Annotated in this window: 12 protein-coding genes, 1 tRNA gene and 1 CRISPR repeat array (1 of these 14 cut by a window edge); of the genes, 5 read left to right on the top strand and 8 right to left on the bottom strand. The window is 65.4% G+C overall.

Going from position 1 to position 17,618, the window contains the following annotated elements:
• Nucleotides 1-678: a CRISPR direct-repeat array (repeat unit 32 nt; unit sequence GTCGCCCCCCACCCGGGGGCGTGGATTGAAAC) (it extends 615 nt beyond the left edge of the window).
• Nucleotides 679-1,036: 358 nt separating this feature from the next.
• On the bottom strand, nucleotides 1,037-1,555 hold the full coding sequence (locus tag AWY79_RS16015; RefSeq protein WP_133987153.1) for a Shufflon-specific DNA recombinase: 519 nt from the start codon (nucleotides 1,553-1,555) through the stop codon (nucleotides 1,037-1,039).
• A gap of 100 nt (nucleotides 1,556-1,655) precedes the next feature.
• Nucleotides 1,656-1,731 (bottom strand) — tRNA-Thr (locus AWY79_RS16010).
• A 253-nt stretch (nucleotides 1,732-1,984) separates the two neighbouring features.
• Here AWY79_RS16010 and AWY79_RS16005 point away from each other — a divergent pair.
• Nucleotides 1,985-5,311, top strand: a complete 3,327-nt coding sequence (locus tag AWY79_RS16005) for a cache domain-containing protein (protein WP_133987151.1) — start codon at nucleotides 1,985-1,987, stop codon at nucleotides 5,309-5,311.
• A 4-nt stretch (nucleotides 5,312-5,315) separates the two neighbouring features.
• Here the strand turns inward: AWY79_RS16005 and AWY79_RS16000 are convergent, their stop codons facing one another.
• Entirely contained in the window at nucleotides 5,316-7,313 is a 1,998-nt protein-coding gene (locus AWY79_RS16000) for a hydantoinase/oxoprolinase family protein (protein ID WP_066806120.1), read from the bottom strand.
• 59 nt (nucleotides 7,314-7,372) lie between these two features.
• Nucleotides 7,373-7,747, bottom strand: a complete 375-nt coding sequence (locus AWY79_RS15995; RefSeq protein WP_066806118.1) for a hypothetical protein — start codon at nucleotides 7,745-7,747, stop codon at nucleotides 7,373-7,375.
• Between the two features lie 111 nt (nucleotides 7,748-7,858).
• On the opposite strand from AWY79_RS15995, the gene AWY79_RS15990 reads away from it, so the two are divergent.
• The 4 genes from AWY79_RS15990 (at nucleotide 7,859) to acs (ending at nucleotide 13,526) form a co-directional block, all read left to right on the top strand.
• A complete protein-coding gene (locus AWY79_RS15990; protein WP_066806116.1) occupies nucleotides 7,859-8,575 on the top strand; it encodes an MBL fold metallo-hydrolase in 717 nt (238 codons plus the stop codon).
• Nucleotides 8,576-8,646: 71 nt separating this feature from the next.
• Entirely contained in the window at nucleotides 8,647-10,926 is a 2,280-nt protein-coding gene (locus AWY79_RS15985) for a mechanosensitive ion channel domain-containing protein (protein ID WP_066806114.1), read from the top strand.
• A 46-nt stretch (nucleotides 10,927-10,972) separates the two neighbouring features.
• The gene (locus AWY79_RS15980; protein WP_066806112.1) at nucleotides 10,973-11,344 is read left to right on the top strand and encodes a hypothetical protein; all 372 of its coding nucleotides are present in this window, start codon (nucleotides 10,973-10,975) and stop codon (nucleotides 11,342-11,344) included.
• Nucleotides 11,345-11,420: 76 nt separating this feature from the next.
• Nucleotides 11,421-13,526, top strand: coding sequence for an acetate--CoA ligase alpha subunit (gene acs / locus AWY79_RS15975; protein WP_066806110.1), 2,106 nt, complete (start codon nucleotides 11,421-11,423; stop codon nucleotides 13,524-13,526).
• A gap of 1 nt (nucleotide 13,527) precedes the next feature.
• Here the strand turns inward: acs and AWY79_RS15970 are convergent, their stop codons facing one another.
• The 4 genes from AWY79_RS15970 to hslU all read right to left on the bottom strand — a co-directional run bounded on the left by AWY79_RS15970 (nucleotide 13,528) and on the right by hslU (nucleotide 17,448).
• Nucleotides 13,528-13,725: a 2-hydroxymuconate tautomerase family protein gene (locus AWY79_RS15970; protein ID WP_066806108.1), complete on the bottom strand. Its 198-nt coding sequence runs from the start codon at nucleotides 13,723-13,725 to the stop codon at nucleotides 13,528-13,530.
• On the bottom strand, nucleotides 13,713-15,152 hold the full coding sequence (locus AWY79_RS15965) for a sensor histidine kinase (protein ID WP_066806106.1): 1,440 nt from the start codon (nucleotides 15,150-15,152) through the stop codon (nucleotides 13,713-13,715). The genes AWY79_RS15970 and AWY79_RS15965 overlap by 13 nt, the downstream gene beginning before the upstream one ends.
• 192 nt (nucleotides 15,153-15,344) lie before the next feature.
• Entirely contained in the window at nucleotides 15,345-16,055 is a 711-nt protein-coding gene (locus AWY79_RS15960; RefSeq protein ID WP_233490945.1) for an arginase family protein, read from the bottom strand.
• 7 nt (nucleotides 16,056-16,062) lie between these two features.
• Nucleotides 16,063-17,448 (bottom strand): ATP-dependent protease ATPase subunit HslU, encoded by a 1,386-nt coding sequence (hslU, locus tag AWY79_RS15955; RefSeq protein ID WP_066806101.1) that lies wholly within the window; start codon nucleotides 17,446-17,448, stop codon nucleotides 16,063-16,065.
• Nucleotides 17,449-17,618: the final 170 nt, after the last annotated feature.

Raw genomic sequence — 17,618 nt, 5'->3', positions numbered from 1 at the left:
GGGCGTGGATTGAAACCAGCCCTGCGCGTCACAGAGCGCGGCCCACTCGACGTCGCCCCCCACCCGGGGGCGTGGATTGAAACCGGTTGGGCGGTTTGGGCTGCTGGTTGACTACCCGTCGCCCCCCACCCGGGGGCGTGGATTGAAACACTTATTCTGCTTGATGCGCTGGAGGATTTACACGTCGCCCCCCACCCGGGGGCGTGGATTGAAACTCGTCTTTTCCCCGGGCGCGGCGGGCGTGCCGGAGGTCGCCCCCCACCCGGGGGCGTGGATTGAAACTTGAGCTCACCTTTCATGAGTCTGGCCAGGATGTGTCGCCCCCCACCCGGGGGCGTGGATTGAAACCGCTACGTCATTACCAACCTGGGCGACCCGGTGGTGTCGCCCCCCACCCGGGGGCGTGGATTGAAACCTCCGCTGCTTGGCCCGCATCTTCCGGGCCGCTTGTCGCCCCCCACCCGGGGGCGTGGATTGAAACATCGGTCTTGCCCGCCTCGACGAACTCTTCGCTGTCGCCCCCCACCCGGGGGCGTGGATTGAAACTGTGCAGTTGCTCATAATTGCCTCATGCTTTTGGTCGCCCCCCACCCGGGGGCGTGGATTGAAACCCCTGACCGACCAGCAGAAGCGCAAGGTTTTCGGCGTCGCCCCCCACCCGGGGGCGTGGATTGAAACCCGGCCATGGCGCAGATCGCGGAAAGTCAGGCCCTCAATCTGGGCGGCGGCGAGCGTCCTTCTCATTGCAATGGTGATGGCGTTTGGAGTCATGCCGAACACCGAGCCGGTAATATTTCGAGGGATGCTCGTCAGCACGGCCAGGGCGTCGGGTGATAGTGGGACTGTTCGCTCGGACTTATTTTTGGTGCTTTCGAGGTAGAGCGTCTTCGTCTTCAGGTCGACGTTTCCTCATCGCAAGCCTGCGATTTCCTCACGGCGCATCGCCGTTGCCAGAGCGAACTGAACAAGAGCTCGGAACTTGTCGCCACAGGCGGCCAAGAGCCGTTCCTCTTCGCTCTTGGCGTCCTCGACACCCTCAGGAGCGGGGTAAATGTCGCCGGGTCCGTCCGCCGGTCAGTTTGGGCTTGTTGCTCGCCCTTTTCACGGGGTTTGCGAGGCTTTCCGTACTCCAATCTGAGGCGACGACTTCGAAGAGCCGTGAGAGGATAGCAAGGTCAAGCCGGATCACGTTCGGCTTCACTCCTTCGGCTTCGCGTTCATCGATGAAAGCGGCAATGTGCTTGGGGCGGATAGCGGCCATGTAGAGGCTGGCGATCTCGCGGCGTTGGATTCCCTTAGCCCTGCGCGTTTCAATGGCCGCTGTTCTCAACCTCGGGATATCATACTCAATGAAACGATCCATGGCTTCGAAGAGGGTTGTCTCTTCGGCCTCTTTGCGGGAGACGAAGACGCCGCGATCCATTTCATTCTCAATGTCTCGCGCCCATTGCTCAGCATCTCTTTTTCGCTCTAAGGTTTTACTTTGAAGAGGAAAACCATTCCTTCTGATACGGCATTCCCATTGTAGTTTTCCGCGCTTTCTGATGCTAGCCACTGTGCCCCCTCCTTTTGGGGCATTGGAGCAAAAATGGAGCAAAAAAAACAATTAAATAACAAAAAAAGGGTCTAGCTAGTTGCTAAACCCTTGATTTCGCTGGAGCCAGGAATCGGAGTTGAACCGACGACCTACTGATTACGAATCAGTTGCTCTACCAACTGAGCTATCCTGGCGAAACGGGAGTCGATTTTTATATCAGGTGGGGGGCGGGGTCAAGGCAAAAGAGTGGGGGGAGTGGGGGGGGAGGTAGGTTGCGGGTTGGTTGGGAACTGGGGGGTGGGCTGGGGGCTGGGGCGGGAACCAGCGCGGGGAGGGGATAATTTGGGGGTGGCTTTTGTGGGGTTGCTTGGTATACTGTATAGATAACATTTAGCAGTGTTCTTAACGGGCTGACTGTGGCGGCCCGATTCATGGGAGAGGTTGCGGGTGCGAAAGGGAATGACCATCAGCGGGGCGAGCCTTTTGGGCATGGTGGCCGTTTCCTGGATTTCCATTCTCGTCATCGGCGGGTTCTGGGTCTATTCCATGTACCGCGATTTCCGTTTCGAGGCGGACCGGCTTCGGCAGGATCACTACGCGGAGCAGCGCAACTTGGTTAAGGCCGAGGTTGAGGACGCCGTGGGGCTTGTGGCCGAACTGCGCTACAGCGCCTCCCAGGCGCTCCTGCGCGAGCTCGAATCGCGGGTGCGGGATGTCCGCGCCCTGGTCGAGGTGCTCAAGCACGACCTGGTTCAGGAACCGGACGAGGCGGTCATCCGGTTGGCCACCGTGCGCCTCATGGCCGCCCAGGACGGCAGCGAGGCGCGACTCTACGCCCTGCACGGCGCGTCCATCTACCTCATTTCCCCCTTCCCTCGCTGGATCGACAAGGGCGATGCCCTGGCGCAGATCGAGAGCGCTCTTGCTTCCACCCGGACCGGGCGCAGCAAGCTGTCGCTGAAGGTGCCGGAGGGGGCCGCCGGGTGCACCCTGCTGCTGACGGTCAACGAGTTTGACTCCTTCGGGTTGCGCGTGGTGGCCGGGGCCAGCCTGGAAATGGCCGAGGAATCGGTCAAGGAGAAGGTCCTGGATAGGCTGTCCGAAATCCGCTACGCCAAGAACGGCAGTCTGTTCGGCGGGACCTACGCGGGCGAGTCTTTGCTCGGCCCGGTCCGGGGCCGGGACATGTGGAACGTCATCGACGTCAACGGGGTCAAGATCGTCCAGGAACTGGTGGCCGCGGCCAAGAGCGGCGGCGGTTTCGTCTCCTACGTCATGCCCCCTCTGGACGGCCAGCGCAATGCCGAGAAAGTCAGTTACGTCATGCCCATCCCGGACTGGGACTGGTATGTCGGCACCGGCGCGTTCGTGAACGACATCGAGAACGTCATCAACCTGAAGCGCAAGCAGCTGGAGCAGAACATCGAGGACCGCGTGCTGCTGATCCTCGCGGGCATGGCGGCGCTCAGCCTGCTGGCCCTGTATCTTTCCCACCGTCTCTCGCGCAAGCTGGACAACAACGTGGCGGCGTTCATCCGGGTCTGGACCCAGGCCACCTCCGGCAAGGACGAGATCGACATCAAATCCCTGTACTACTCCGAGTTCCGCCAACTGGCCGAGGCCGCCAACTACATGGTTGCCGAGCTGCGGGCCGTGCAGGACGCCCTGTCCGGGAGCCTGGAGCGGTTCAGCTCCCTGGTCTCGAACATCCCGGGCATCGTGTTCCACTGCGACAACGAGAACGGCACATGGGAGCGGAAGTACGTGGGCGGTTCGGTCCTGGAGATGACCGGCCATGATCCGCAGATGTTCATTGACGGCGGTTCCGCGGCGTTCAAGTCCATCATCCATCCCGAGGACCGCGAGTGGGTCGGCCGGATCTACGAAGACGACCTGAACAGCCGCAGCACCTACACCGCGGACTACCGGATCATCCGCAAGGACGGCGAGATCCGCTGGTTGTCCGAGCGCGGCAGGGTTCTGCGCGACGACGCGGGCCGCCACGCGCGCATCGACGGCGTTATCTTCGACGTCTCGGACCGCAAGCTGGCCGAAGAGGAATACTACAACCATATCCACTTTCTGGAGACCCTGGAGCGCATCGACCGGGCCATGCACATGGGCGGGAACACCCAGGAGATGCTGCGCAACATCATGGAGGCCATCCGTCACGCCTTCGGCGCGGACCGTGCGTGGCTGCTCCACCCCTGCGACGTGGAGGAGGAGACATTCACCGTTCGCCTCGAACTCAGCGACCGGATGTTCGCGAATGCCGATGGGGAGGGCTCAGAGGTGTCCATGGACCATTGCGCCCGCGAGGTGTTCGGCGGCGTGCTGGACAGCCCGGTGCCGCTGGCCTACGACCCGTCCACCGGCAGGGAGATTCCCGATTACGTCCGCGAGCGCTACGGCATCCAGTCCCAGTTGATGTTCGCCCTCAGGCCCCGGGTGGGCAAGCCGTGGATACTCGGACTGCACCACTGCCGCGAGGCCCGGGTCTGGACCGGGGAAGAAATCAGGCTGTTCACCGAGGCGGGGCGCAGGCTGTCAGACGGGTTGAGCACCGCGCTGGTCCTGGACCGGCTGACCGAGAGCGAGGAGCAGTTCCGGACCTTCTCGGAACAGACCATGCTCGGGCTGCTCGTGCTGCAGGAGAACAGGATCATTTTCGTCAACCAGGCCACGGCGGACATCGTCGAGACCTCGGTGGAGGAGCTCATGGCCCTGCCGCCCAACGGGTTCGAACGGTTCCTGCATCCGGACGACCGGGATTTCGTCGTGGACCAGGGCCGCCGGAAGCAGGCGGGCGATCCGGACGTGGTGCCCTCCTATTCCTGGCGGGTGGTGACCGCCACGGGCCGCGTCAAGTGGCTCCACCTGCACTCCAAGTCCACCCGGGTCAACGGGCGGACCGCCGATCTCATCTCCCTGGTGGACATCTCCGCCCTGAAGCGGGCCGAGGAAGACCTGGAGTCGCTGGTGGCCCAGCGCACATCGGACCTGGCCCGCAAGGCCGAGGAACTGAAGCGGGCCAATGCGGAGCTGACCCGGCTCGACGATCTCAAGTCGTTCTTCCTGACCACCGTGTCCCACGCCATGCGGACGCCGCTGACCTCGGTCCTGGGCTACTCCGTCCTGATACGCAGGGAGCTGGAAAGGGCGCTGGAAGGGCGCAACGGCGGCAGCCTGGAGCGGGCGGTGGACAACCTCGACGTCATGGAGACCGAGGGCAAGCGGCTGCACCACCTGGTGGACCAGTTCATGGAGTTGGCGGACATGGAGGCGCAGGGCGACCTGCGCACCCCGGACGCGCACCCCGTGGGCGAGGCCATCCGGAAGGCGGTGGAGAGCGCCAGGGAAGAGTGCCGCACCAACGTCGAGCTGACCCTGGAGATGGACGACTCCGGAACACTGCCCGAGATCAACGTCTCGCCCGCGCACCTGGAACGGGTGGTCGGCTACCTGCTGGAGAACGCCTGCAATTATACCCGCGAGGGGAGCATCGTCGTGCGCGTGACCAGCCCGAACGGGGCGGGCATCGACCTGGCCGTGGCCGACACCGGCAAGGGGATTCCTGACGAAGAGCTGGAGGCGATTTTCAAGCCGTTCCACCAGGTGGAGACCGGCGACACGCTGGTGGACGAGATCAAGGGCGCGGGGTTGGGGCTGGCCCTTTGCCGGATGGTCGTGGAAAAGCTCGGCGGCCGCGTCTGGGCGGAATCGGCCAAGGGGCGCGGCGCGGTCTTCCACATTTCCCTGCCCGGCGCGGGCTAGGTCCTCAGCTTTCCAGGATCAGGTTGGACCATGGGTCCACGCGCGCCGTGGTTCCCGGCGGGACCACGATGGTCGAGGTGTATTCGGTGACGATGGCCGGTCCCCGGAACTCGTTGCCGGGCAGCAACCCTTCGCGGTCCAGGACCAGGGCGTCCACCCCATGCCCGTCGAACACGGCGCGCCTGCGCCCCAGCCGGGCCGCTTCCGGCACCCGCGCGCCGCCGTCCGGGGCGGGTGCGGGAAGGCGCCGCTCCTGGCCGCCCCGGGAGCGCAGCCGGACGTTGACCACCTCCACCCCCTTGGACTCGTTGCGGTAGCCGTACCGTTGCTCGTGCAGGGTCTGGAACGTCTCTATCCGGTCGCTGCCTTCGGGTACCAGCAGTTCGAAGGACTGGCCCTTGTAGCGCATGTCCAGGTATCGCTCGTGGCGCACCCGTTCGGCCGGGACGCCTTCCGCGGCCAGCTCGGCCAGCCCGTCCCGCTCCAGCTCGGTGAAGCAGGCCTCGGCCTCCTCGTCGGTGAATTCCTCGGCGGGCCGCATGATCGTGCGCGAGTAGTCCTTGACCACGTCGGCCATGAGCATGCCGCAGGCCGAAAGAATGCCGGGGTTGACCGGGACAAAGACCCTGGGCATGCCGAGCAGCCGGGCCAGGGACGCGCAGTGCAGGCCGCCCGCACCGCCGAAGGAGTAGAGGGTGAATTCGCGGGGATCGAACCCCTTTTCCACGGAGATGACCCGGATGGCCCGCTCCATGTTGGCGTCGGCCACGGCCAGGATGCCTTCGGCCAGCTCCTCCGGGCCCATGGCGAGCCGTTTGGCCAGCCGCTCCACGCCGGATCGCGCCGCACCCTCGTCCAATCCCATGGCCCCGCCCAGGAACCGGTCGGGCACCAGGCGGCCGAGGTACAGGTTGGCGTCGGTCACGGTGACCATGTCCCCGCCCAGCCCGTAGCAGATGGGGCCGGGAGCCGCGCCCGCGCTGCGGGGGCCGACGGTCAGGGACCCGCCGGGGTCCGGGGAGGCGATGGACCCGCCGCCCGCGCCCACGGTGTGGATGTCGATCATCGGCACCTTCACCGGGTAACCGGAGATGGAAGAGGTCGTGGTCAGGGGCAGGGTCCCGTCCATGAGGCTGACGTCCGTGCTGGTGCCGCCCATGTCGAAGGTGATCAGCTTGTCGTATCCGGCGTTGCGTCCGGTCGCCAGCGCACCCACGGCCCCGCCCGCCGGACCGGACAGGATGGTCCGCACGGACTCGCGCATGGCCGTGGCCGCCGAGATGGAGCCGCCGTTGGACTGCATGACGCTCAGCCCCGCGTTGCCCAGCCCGCGGCGCAGGTCGGTCAGGTAGCGGGTCATGATCGGCGAGACGTAGGCGTTGACCACCGTGGTGGAGGTCCGCTCGAACTCGCGGAACTCGGCCAGGATTTCGTGGGACAGGGAGACGGGCAGCCCCAAGGCGCGCAGCCGGTCTCCCAGGAGCAGCTCGTGCTCCGGGGCGAGAAAGGAGAAGAGCAGGCAGACGGCCACGGACTGCGCGCCCGATTCCCGGACGCGCTCCAACGTGCGCGCCACCGAATTCTCGTCCAGGGGGGCGCTGACCGCGCCGTCCGATCCCACCCGTCCCGGGACGCCGAAGCGCAGCTCGCGGGGCACGATGTGCGGCGTGCGGCGGTAGGTGAGGTCGTAGAGCCGGGACCGGTTCTGGCGGCCGATCTCGATGACGTCCGTGAATCCCTCGTTGGTCACCAGGGCGGTGGTCACCCCCGTGCGTTCCAGGATGGCGTTGGTGGCCACGGTGGAGCCGTGGATCACGGCCAGCTCGGCGTCCGCCGGAGCCGTGCCGGGGAACCGTTCGGCCACTATTCGGCGCACGCCCGCGAGCACGGCATCGGCCGGGTTGCGCGGCGTGGACAGCGTCTTCCAGGTCCCGGAGTCCGGGCCGTGGGTCCAGGTGAAATCGGTGAAGGTGCCGCCGGTATCGACGCCGATGGTGAGCATGTCGCCTCCTCTGTGGGGGGCGAGGATACAGGAATCCGGCGCGGGCCGCCAGGACGGGTTCAGGAGCGGGCCAGCCACTCCTCGGCCTCGGCGCTGTCGGTGAAGGCGCGGTAGGCGATGGAGCGGTTGTGGGCGATGGTCTCGTACTTGCGGTGCAGGTCCACGCCCTCCGGAGAGCAGAGCGCAGCGATGCGCAGGCCGTGGAGGTGGAATCCCTGCTCCGTGGCGTATTCGGCCAGCTCCAGCAGGTCGTGGTAATCCATCATGAAATAGGCCTCGCGGTAATCGATGAATACCCGGCGCAGGCCGAGCCGGTTGGCTTCCAGGCGGTACTGCCTGGAGTAGTCGGCGATTTCTTCGAGGGTCCGGATCACGCCAGTGACCGTCACCCGGAGAAAATCGCCCTGCGTTTCGATGGTTGCCTTTGCCGTCATGGAAGCTCCCCTATTAACATGGTTCTTTAGCCCTGTGTAAGCCGGATGGCAAGAGCGCGGGACACTTTCCGCCATTAATGATAGGAAGCGGGAAACCAGCCGGAGTCGTCCATGCAGTGCACCGTGACCTATGTTCATCACAATTGTTTTCTCCTCAAGACCTCGTCCCGGACGTGGCTGTTCGACTACCCGGAGGACAAGTTCCTGCCCCCGGGCGCGGCGGCCCTTGTCCGCCGCGCCGTGGCCGGAGACGACCTGGCCGTGTTCGTTTCCCACGGCCACGAGGACCATCTGAACGGGAACCTCGCCTCGGTTATCGGAACCGCGGCCGAGGCGTGCCTTGTCCTTTCCGACGACATCCCGGAACTGCGCCCGGAGGCGGTGCCGGGCGGCTACGAGACGCTCGTCGTGGAACCTGACGAGCGGTACGAGTTCCGGTCCATGCGCATCGAGACGCTCATGTCCAACGACCTCGGCGTGGCCTTTCTGGTGCAGGACGGGGAGTTCCGGTTCTATTTCGGCGGGGACCTGGCCTGCTGGATATGGGAGGGAGCTTCCCCGCGCGAGGCGGAGTTCACCCGGCGGTTCTTCACCGAGGCCATGGAGCGGGTCCGGGACTTCGGGCCGCAGGTGGCGTTCTGCAACGTGGACCGGCGGCTGGCCAACCTGGCCGGGGGCGTCGACGCCTGCCGGATCATCGCGCCCCCGCTGTTCGTGCCCATGCACTCCTTCGGGGTTGGCTCCTGGCCCGAATCCCTGTCCGCGGAATGCGGCTCGGATCTGTTTCTGTACCGGGAGAGCGGCGATGCGCTGGAATATCATTTCTAGTTTACAACTATTTACCGGCCTTGCTAAAAGGCAGGGGTCAGTAACTCCTTAGAATCCCTAACGGGGGCGTCATGCTCAAGCGCATCATCCTGGTCCTTGTCCTGTGTCTTTCCTGCCAGTTCGCCGCAACCGGGGTGGCCGGGGCTTCTTCGGCGGCCATGCTCGCCGTGACCGCCGGGTCCGGCAAGAGCGCCAAGCAGGTAGTCATCCCGCCCGACGCCAGCCCGAGCCAGCTCAACGAGATCATGGCTTCCCTGAGCGACGAGCAGGTCCGCCGCCTGCTCATCGAGGAACTCAAGCGCAACGCCGTCCCGCCCGCGAAGGAGACCGGTCCCACCGGGGTGGCCGGGGTCATCGTCAAGGCCAAAACCTTCGTCCAGAAGGTCCACGAGCGGTTCGTCTACCTGTTTTCGGGCGCGGCCCAGGCCCCCCGGCTGCTGCCGGAGACCTTCCGCAAGGCCCTCAGCGGCGAGGGCGTGCATCCCCCCGGACATCTGGCCCTGGGGCTCTTGGCGGTCATCGTCCTGTGGTTCGGCTCCCGGCGGCTCCTGGTCCGGCTGTGCCGCGGAGTGCTCCGCCGCATCGAGGATGCGGAGGGAGACGTGCACGTCTCGGCCAAGCTCGGCAGGCTCCTGGCCCGTTGCGGCTACGACCTGCTCATCCTGGCCGGAGGGCTGCTCATCACGCTGATCCCCTACCTCCTGATCTTCAACGAACCGATCAAGGGCCGCCCGGTGATCTTCATAGTGCTGGCCGCCCTGGTCCTGGTGGACCTGGTCCGGCTGGCGGCGCGCATCATCCTCGCTCCCCAGGCTCCGGCGCTCCGGCTTCTGCCCCTGGGCGACGGGCCCGCCCGGTATATCAACAAGTGGACACTGCACGCGGCCTGGGTGGTGGCGGCGGGATTCGTGGCCACCAGCCTGGTGGCCCTGACCGAGCGCAGCGAGCTGGCCTTCCTGCTGGTCCTGGCCGTGACCGGGCTCGTGGTGGCCGTCATGGTCAGCCTGCTGGCCCTGTGGAACCGGAACCAGGTTGCCGACGCCATCCGCAGGAACGTTCCGCCGGACTCCCTGCGCCACCAACTGGCCGGGTCCTGGCACGCGGGGGTCATCCTCTACGCCATGGTCTTCTGGTTCTTCTGGGTCCTGGCCCTGCTGGTCTTCGGCCGACACGCCATGCTGACCGGGGTCTACACCCTGTTCCTGGTGCCGGCCTACCTGCTGGTGGACTGGGCGTGCCAGCGGCTGGTGGCCTTCGCCTCGTCCATGGCCGATACGCCCATGGACGACGAGGAGACCGTGGTCGAGGGCGTGCCGAACATCGGCCGGTTCCAGCAGTTCCTGTCCGCCGGATTCCGGGTCCTGGTGTTCGCTTCGGCGTGTTTTCTGCTGCTGCGCATCTGGGGCATCAACCTGGCCTTCGGCCGGGCCTCGGTGGACGCGGGCATCGATATCCTGCTGACCCTGGTGCTGGCGTACATCTTCTGGGTGTTCATCTCCAACTACATCGAACGCAAGCTCAAGGCCAAGACCGGGGCCGACGACGACCGCAGCGACGGCGAGGGCGGCGGCGGACCGGGCGGCGACCGGTTCTCGACCCTGCTGCAGCTGGTCAAGAAGTTCATCTTCGCGGGCATCACCGTGATCACCGTGCTGGTCATCCTGTCCTCGCTCGGCGTGGACATCGGGCCGCTCATCGCGGGCGCGTCGGTCTTCGGCATCGCCATCGGCTTCGGCGCGCAGACCCTGGTCAAGGACATCATCTCCGGCATCTTCTTCCTCATGGACGACGCCTTCCGGGTGGGCGACTACATCATCGTGGGCAACGCCATGGGTACGGTGGAGGAGATCTCGGTCCGCTCCTTCAAGCTGCGGCACCACCTCGGGCCGCTGTACACCATCCCGTTCGGGTCCATCAAAGAGGTCCAGAACATGACCCGCGACTGGGCGGTGATGAAGCTCCAGTACCTGGTGCCCTTTGACACCGACATCGGCGAGATCAAGAAGATCATCAAGAAGATCAACAAGGAGATCCGGGAGATTCCGGAGCTCAACGAGTTCATGCTGTCCGACATCAAGAGCCAGGGCGTCAAGGCCATGGAGGAATACGGCATGCGCATGCGGGTCAAGTTCATGACCAAGCCGGGCGGGCAGTTCACCCTGCGCAAGCTGGTCCTGGCCAAGATGCGCAAGTACTTCGCCGAGGCGGGCATCGAGTTCGCCAAGCCGAGGGTCTCGGTACACATCCCGGACCGCGACCAGCTGACCCCGGATGAGGAGGCCCACGTGGCCGCCGCAGCGGCCCAGTCCGTCACCTCGGACGAGGGGAAGCACAAGAAAAAGAAGGGGTAGACGGGGATCGGCAGCCCGAGCCGGAAACCGGGCCGCAGGAGGAAGCATGGGGTTCAGGTTGAGCACCGAGGTCAGGGACGGGTACATCCACGGCGTGACCACCGGGGAGATCCGGACCGCCGACCACGTCCTGGAGAAGGTCGAGAGCCTGCGCCGGGTGTGCGAGCGGGAGGGCATCTTCCGCTTTCTCATGGAGGAGCGGCGGTTGCGGCTGCTCGTGGACGCCCATGAGAGCGCCATCGCGGCAAACCTGCTGGAGAGGGAGGGAATCCAGACCTTCGGCGGGCGCATGGCCACTCTCTACAATCCCGATTACCTGGACGCGTTCCGGCTGCAGGAAACCATGTACATGAACCGTTCCCTGAGCTACAGGCTGTTCCGGGACGAGGCCGAGGCCCTGGTCTGGCTGATGCGCTGATCCGGCCTTTCCATGGGGCCGCTTTCGGGTTACATTCGTCCGACGCAAACAGCCACCCTGACCAGGAGTCCCGCCCTTGACCGCCAAGGACAATCTGCACGCCTTCTTCTATCCCGACACCGTCGCCGTCATCGGCGCTTCGGCCACGCCCGGCAAGGTCGGACACACCATCGTGACCAACATGCTCGAAGCCGGGTTCACCGGGCGGCTGCTGCCCGTGAACCCCAAGGGCGGAGAGATCGAGGGGCTGCCCGTGACCTCGTCCGTCGCGGACCTGCCGCGCGGCCTGGACCTGGCCGTCATCTCGGTGCCGCCCAAGTTCGTGGTCGGAGCCATCGAGGAGCTGGCGGCCATCGGGACCAGGTCGGCCATCGTCATAACCGCCGGGTTCAAGGAGGTGGGCAAGGAGGGATACGACCTGGAGCAGCGGATCAAGGCGCTGTGCGAGTCGTCCGGCATGGCCCTGCTCGGGCCCAACTGCCTGGGCATGATGAACGGCGCGGCCGGGGTCAACGCCTCGTTCGCGGCGGGCCGGCCCGATCCCGGCTCCATCGCCTTCTTCTCCCAGTCCGGCGCGCTCTGCGTGGCCATCCTCGACTGGGCGCGGGGCGCGAACATCGGCTTTTCGAAGTTCGTCTCCCTGGGCAACAAGGCGGTTCTGGACGAGGCGGACATGCTCGAATACCTGAACCGCGACGAGGACACCAAGGTCATCCTCGGTTACATCGAGAACGTGGAGCACGGCGATTCCTTTCTGCGCCAGGCGCGGCGCACCAGCCTGAACAAGCCGGTGATCATGATCAAGGCGGGCACCACAGCGGCGGGCGCCAAGGCGGCGTCCTCCCACACCGGGGCCATCGCCGGGTCGGACCAGAGCTACACCGCCGCCTTCCACCAGTCCGGGGTCATCCGGGTGGGCGACGTGGCCACGCTCTTCAACCTGGCCCAGGCGTTCTCCAGCCAGCCCCTGCCCAAGGGGCCGAACCTGGCCGTGGTGACCAATTCCGGCGGGCCGGGCATCCTGACCGCCGACGCCGCGGACCGCTCCCGGCTGACCATGGCCGAGCTGTCCCCGAAGACGGTCCAGAAGCTCCAGGAATTTCTCCCCAGCTACGCCGCCTTCTACAACCCGGTGGACATCGTGGGCGACGCGGACGCCAAGCGCTACCGCCAGACCCTGGACGTCATCGGCGAGGACCCCATGGTCCACGCCATCCTGGTGCTGCTCACGCCCACGGCCTCGGTGGAAATCGAGAAGACCGCCGAGGCGGTCATCCGCACGGCGCAACGCTGCGGCAAGCCGGTCTTCGCCTGCTTCATGGGCAAGACCCGGGTGGCCGGCGCCAGGAAGATGCTCATGGACGCGGGCATCCCGTGCTACGCCTTTCCGGAACCGGCGGTCCACTCCATCGAGACCATGTACCAGTACTACCTCTGGAAGAACCGCCCCGAGCCGCAGTACGCGGAGGTCGAGCGCGACCTGGACGCGGCCCGCGAGGTCATCGACGCCCACCTGCGCCGCAAGCAGCCGGAGATCGTGGAGTTCGAGGCCCAGCAGGTGCTCAAGGCCTATGGGCTGCCCACGCCGAGGACCGTGCTGGCGCGTTCCTCGGACGAGGCCGTGGCCGCAGCCGAGGAGATCGGCTATCCGGTGGTCCTCAAGATCGCCTCGCCGGACATCTCGCACAAGTCGGACGTGGGCGGGGTCAAGGTCAACCTGCTCAACGCGGGCGAGGTCATGGACGGGTTCAAGGAAATCACGGCCCGGGCGCAGCGCATGCGCCACGACGCCTACCTGGCGGGCTGCCTTGTCCAGGAGATGGCCCCTGCGGGCGTCAAGGAAGTGATCATCGGGTTCAAGCGCGACGAGCAGTTCGGCCCCATGCTCATGTTCGGCCTGGGCGGCATCTACGTGGAGATCATGAAGGACATCGCCTTCCGGCTGGCCCCGCTGTCGCGGCAGGACGCCTTCGAGATCGTGCGCGAGATCAAGTCCTATATGCTGCTCAAGGGGCTGAAGGGCGAGATGCCCGTGAATTTCCGCGCCCTGGAGGACATCCTCATGGTCATGTCCCGGCTGGCCCTGGACTTCCCGGAGGTCTCCGAGGCGGAGTTCAACCCGGTGCTGGCCAACGACGAACGGGCCATGGTCGCCGACGTCCGCATGAGCCTCAGCCTGTAGCTCACTTCTTCCGCAGTTCGGTCACGCTTTCGCCGGCGATGCCCCAGTTGTCCGTGTCCACCTCGTCGATGATCACGAAGGTGGTCTTGGGGTTCTTGCCCAGGACGTCGGCCAGGAGGTCGGTGACGCCTTGGATCAGGCGCTCCTTCTGCTCCTTGGTCGCGCCTTCCCTGGTGATGCGGATGTTCACGAACGGCATGATTCTCTCCCGTTTTGGTCGGTCCCCGAGGGCAGCGTCACGGTCACCGTGGTTCCGTCCTCCTCGGACGTCTCCATGGCGATTCGGCCGCCCATGACCTGGACCATGAGTTTGGCGGAATAGGTGCCCAGGCCGGTGCCGGTGCGCTTCCCGGCCGTGGCGTACTTCTGGAAAAAGACATCCCTGACGGATTCGGGCACCGCGGCCCGGTTGTGGACGGCCAGGGCGACCTCCTCGCCCGAACCGATGCGCACCTCCACGGAGTCGCCCGTGTCCGAGGCCTCGATGGCATTCTTGACCAGGTTGGCCAGCACCGCGTAGCACAGGCTGCCCTCCATGCACGCCTCCAGGGCGTCGCCCGTCTTGAGCGGCGCGCCGTCCAGGGAGACGATCACGTCCACTCCGCGTGCCTTGGCCATGCCGGACAGGTCGTCCGCAACCCGGCGGCAGGTGGGCAGGATATCCATGACCACGGGCGCGTATTCGTAGTTGCCCGTCTCCATCTTGTAGAGGTCCAGGCTGCGGTTGATCAGGTCCAGGCCGGTGTTCAAGGACTGGCGCATCTCCTCCAGCATGTCCCGCTGCTCGGCGTCCACCGCCGTGAAGTTCTCCAGGTAATTGATGCCGTTGAGCGCGCCCAGGAGCGGAGTCTTGATGTCGTGGCGGGTGATGTGCTCCACGTCCAGGCGCAGGGCGTCCGCCTGCTGGCGGGCGTATTCGCGGGACGCCTCCATGCGCAGCAGGATCAGGACGATGCACAGCAGGCAGAAAGAAATGATGAAGGTCGCGGCCGTGGCGTAGGTGTTGAACCGTTCCAGTTCGTTCTTGGGGCCGGTGACGTCGAAGACGATTCGGAAGGCGCCCAGGAAGACGCCTTTCTGCATCAGGGGGACGTAGGCGTCCACCACGTCGATGACCGGGGTCGTCCTCCTGGTGGGCAGGGAGCGCAGGGTGCCGAGGTGGGCTTGCGGATTGCCCAGGGCCACCCGTTCAAAGGCCGAATCCACGGTCTGGGCTCCGATCTCGTCTGGATTGGTGGAGTAGAGGACGCATCCCTCGGGCGAGAGGACCGCCACCTTGATCAGCCCGAAGCTCGACTCCAGTCGGTAGACGTCGGCCAGGAACCGCGGAGTGTCCAGTACGGCCGGGGTCAGGGCGGTGTTGCGGATGGACGGCGGGATGGTGTGGGCCGCCAGCCTGCTGGCCGTGTTCTCGAATGTCCCGACCATGATCTCGGTGTAGGCGGGATAGATGACCAGGGTGTTCAGCAGGGGCAGGGCAACGGCGCTGATTACGGCGAGCACCAGGATGCCGAGCAAGGGATAGCTGTGCCTGACCCGGACGTCGGCCCGACGGCCATAGATCAGCCAGCGCAGTCCTCGCAGCAGAGGGGTGTCGGTGGGGGAATTGAACCCGGATTCAGCCATGGCCTTGCTCTCCTTCACGAACCGGAAGGGCCGTGCGAATTGACCATAGCAGATGGAAGGAAAGAGGCAAGGGCGTTAGAAATCGCTCCCGGAAGGGAAAGGTCCTTTACGAATTCAACATCATTCCGGCGAGTTCCTTTATGATTTTCGCCCCGGTCATGGCCGTGACCCTGTCCCGGTCGCGGTCCGGGTTCAGCTCCACCACGTCCGCCCCACGATGGGCGCGTCGATGGCGTGCAGGATGTCCAGCAGCTTGCGGGTGGTCATGCCTCCCGGCTCGTGGTGCGAAACGCCGGGCGCGAACGCCGGGTCCAGCGCGTCCAGGTCCACGCTGACGTAGACCGGGGTGTCGAAGGCCAGGCGGGGCCAGTTCGCCTTGTCGCGCATCTCCAGCCACTGAATGCCGAACCGTTCCTTCTGCTCGCGCTGGTGGCCCGTGGCCGTGCGGATGCCCACCGAGACCAGCCTGGTGCACAACCCCTCCTCCATGATCCGGGCAAAGGGGCAGGCGTGGGAATGGAGGTTCCCCTCGAACTCGTGGTAGCAGTCGGGGTGGGCGTCGAAATGGAGGATGGCGAAGTCGCCCACGGCGCGCTTGAGCCCCCTGACCAGCGGGTAGGTCACGGAGTGGTCGCCGCCCAGGAAGAGGGGCGCAACGCCCGGTTCCGCCCCGGCCCTGGCGGCGGCTTCCTCGATGGCCGCAAAGGCGGTGTCCGGGTCGCTCAGGTCGAGCACGCCCCGGTGGTCGATGACGGGTTCCAGGTTGTGCCCGGTCTCGGTCCACAGGTTGGCCGAGTCGCAGTGCAGCGCCTCCACCAGCCCGAACGGCCCCTTGGCGGGGCCGCGCAGGTAGGAGGAATTGCAGTCCAACGGGACGCCGATGAGGGAGATGCGTTGCGCCATGGCGGGCCTACAGGATGTAGCGGGACAGGTCGCGGTCCTCGATCACCTGGCCGAGCTGCTTGACCACGTACTCCCGGTCGATGACCACCGTGCGCCCGGACTGGTCAGGGGCTTCAAAGGACAGCTCCGCCAGGATCTTCTCCATGATGGTGTAAAGCCTCCGGGCGCCGATGTTTTCGGCCTCCTCGTTGATCTTCTCCGCCATGGCCGAAATCTCCTCCAGCGCCTCTTTGGTGAAGTCGACTTCCACGCCCTCGGTCTTGAGCAGCGCCTTGTACTGCACGGTCAGGGCGTTCTTCGGCTCGGTCAGGATGCGGTAGAACTCCTCCTTGTGCAGGGAGGTCAGCTCCTCGCGCAGGGGGAAACGGCCCTGCAACTCCGGGATCAGGTCGGACGGCTTGGCATAGTGGAACGCGCCCGCCGCGATGAACAGGATGTGGTCGGTCTTGATCATGCCGTACTTGGTGTTGACCACGCTCCCCTCCACGATGGGCAGCAGGTCGCGCTGCACGCCTTCGCGGGACACGTCGGCGGAGCCGCCGCCGGTCTGGTCGTGGCGCGAGGCGATCTTGTCCATCTCGTCCAGGAACAGGATGCCCTGCTGCTCAACGCGCTCGCGGGCCAGCTCGTTGACCGCGTCCGGGTCGATGAGCTTGTCCGCCTCCTCGTCGATGAGCAGCTGGTAGGCGTCCTTGATCTTCATCTTGCGCGCCTTGCGCTTGCCGGGGAACATGTTGGAAAAGGCGCTTTGCAGGCTGGACCCCATCTCCTCCATGCCGGGAATGGCCATGATCTCCACCGAGGCGTTGTTCTGGATGGTGACCTCCATCTCGACCTCGCGGTCGTCCAGCTGGCCCGCGCGGAACATCTGGCGGAACTTCTCGCGGGTGGCGTCGTCCTTGGGCGGTTCGACCCGCTCCACCTCGCCGTTCTGGCCGCCCTGGAAAAAGCCCATGGGACCGCTCGGCTGGGGTTTCTTGCCCGGCAGCAGCAGGTCCAGCAGCCGCTCCTCGGCGTGCTTCTCGGCCTTGATGCGGACCTTGGCCGTCTCCTCCTTGAGGACCATGCTCACCCCGATCTCCATCAGGTCGCGAATCATGGACTCCACGTCGCGGCCCACGTAGCCCACCTCGGTGAACTTGGTGGCCTCGACCTTGAAGAACGGGCAGTTGGCCAGCCGCGCCAGGCGGCGTGCGATCTCGGTCTTGCCCACGCCCGTGGGACCCATCAAAATGATGTTCTTGGGCGCGATCTCGTCGCGCAAATCGGGCTCGATCTGCTGCCTGCGCCAACGGTTGCGCATGGCGATGGCCACCATCCGCTTGGCGGCCTCCTGGCCGATGATGTATTTGTCCAGTTCCGATACGATTTCACGCGGTGTCAGATTGCTCATGGGATGCCTCCGGCGGCTTAAGAACCTTTTGAAAAAGGTTCTTAAGAATCTCCAAAACTTTGTATCGCACGCCTGTCGGCGTGGGGCGTTGTTACAATAAGTCGCACGTTCTCTGTGAACGCACCTCCACGCCGCCTTGTCCTTTTGGGGTGTTCCTCGTCCCTTCCCGG

Source organism: Pseudodesulfovibrio indicus (assembly GCF_001563225.1).
GTDB classification, from domain to species: domain Bacteria; phylum Desulfobacterota; class Desulfovibrionia; order Desulfovibrionales; family Desulfovibrionaceae; genus Pseudodesulfovibrio; species Pseudodesulfovibrio indicus.
The sequence above is the reverse complement of the archived record's forward strand: the minus strand, read 5'-3'. Positions and strand labels throughout refer to the sequence as shown.